Genomic DNA, 1,301 nt, shown 5'->3' with positions numbered 1-1,301 from the left:
CTTTACATCCTATGTTTGTCACTAATCCTGTAAGTATCCTTTTTCCCTTTTGTTGATTGGGTTGAAAGTTTATCAGAAACAGAGAAAATGAGTATTTAAGCTGTAGACAAAAAGACTGGGTAGGGAATAAGATTCCTGCTTTACATGGGTTCTAAAAGCCCGCGCTTTATGACAATCCCCCTACCCGGCTTCTTCACCTTGAACAGTTCATTAGGCCCGGAGCCTGCATCAGGATGTTGAGTACAAGAGAAGCCATCTTTCTGTCACCTGAATAACCTAAGAACATGACATGATGGAGCAAACTTACATGGGTATCGATGTGGCCAAAGACAGTTTTGTGGTCGCTACAAAACAGGATGGAAGCGTCACCACTTCCCTGCACAGCAACGACAAAAAAGGCATCAGCAGCTTCCTTAAGAGCTTACCAAGCCAGAGTTGGTGCATCATGGAGGCAACAGGAGTGTATAGCCTGCACTTAGCTGTAGCGCTGTATGAAAAAGGAATCAGAGTATCTGTGGTGAATCCCCTGCAGATCAAGCGCTTTGCCCAGACCAAGCTCAAAAGGACGAAAACAGACCGGGTGGATGCGGCGCTGATCGCTGAGTACGGGGAGCGCATGCAGCCCAAGCTCTTCGAGCCGCCAGCCCCCTTCATGCGGAAGCTGCAGCAACAGCGCATGTCCCTGAAGCTGCTGGTCAAGAGCAAGCGCTCTTTCTCCAACCAGTTGCATGCCCTGGCGCAGCTAAAGGAAGCTGACAAAGCCGCTGTGAGGGCCTGCAAAGCAGTCGTGGCAAGCATAGAAAAGCAAATCGGGAGACTAGAGGAACAGATGCAACAGCTGGCAGAAGAGCACTGCCAGGAGCTGTTTACCTTGCTGCAGACGATTCCCGGCATCAGCACCAAGTCTGCCATCGAGCTAATTATTGTCTCTGGCGGGTTCAGCAACTTTACCTCGGCCAGGCAGTTCAGCGCCTTTATCGGGGTCTGTCCCTGCATCAACGAGTCCGGTACATCGGTAAGAGGATACAGGGGGATCAGCAGGATCGGGGACAAGAACATCAGGGCCACGCTCTACATGTGTGCCATGGCTGCAAAAGTGCACAACAAGGCTTGCCGGGAGCTCTATGAGCGGATGGTGGCGGCAGGAAAAGCAAAGAAGGTAGCCTTGGTGGCCGTGATGAACAAGCTGATAAAGCAGGTGTTCGGAATGGTAAAATCAGGAGAGGTTTACTCAGCGCAATGCTGAACGCAGCTGCTGGAATAAAAGCACAGATACACTTGCTTTTTAGCACAGTTCATAA

At 50.4% G+C, this 1,301-nt stretch carries 1 protein-coding gene; it reads left to right on the top strand.

Annotated features, from left to right (window positions below; all coding sequences use genetic code 11):
* The first annotated feature begins 289 nt into the window (after nt 1–289).
* Nucleotides 290–1,246 (top strand): IS110 family RNA-guided transposase, encoded by a 957-nt coding sequence (locus tag ABD920_RS22130; protein WP_345162439.1) that lies wholly within the window; start codon nt 290–292, stop codon nt 1,244–1,246.
* The last annotated feature ends 55 nt before the right edge of the window (nt 1,247–1,301 follow it).

This window comes from Pontibacter saemangeumensis (assembly GCF_039541895.1).
GTDB lineage: Bacteria > Bacteroidota > Bacteroidia > Cytophagales > Hymenobacteraceae > Pontibacter > Pontibacter saemangeumensis.
This window is presented reverse-complemented; position numbering and strand designations above follow the sequence as displayed.

Excerpts from the sequence above, each read along its gene's own strand:
- ABD920_RS22130 (WP_345162439.1), top strand. The coding sequence starts at position 290 with ATGATGGAGCAAACTTACATGGGTATCGATGTGGCCAAAGACAGTTTT.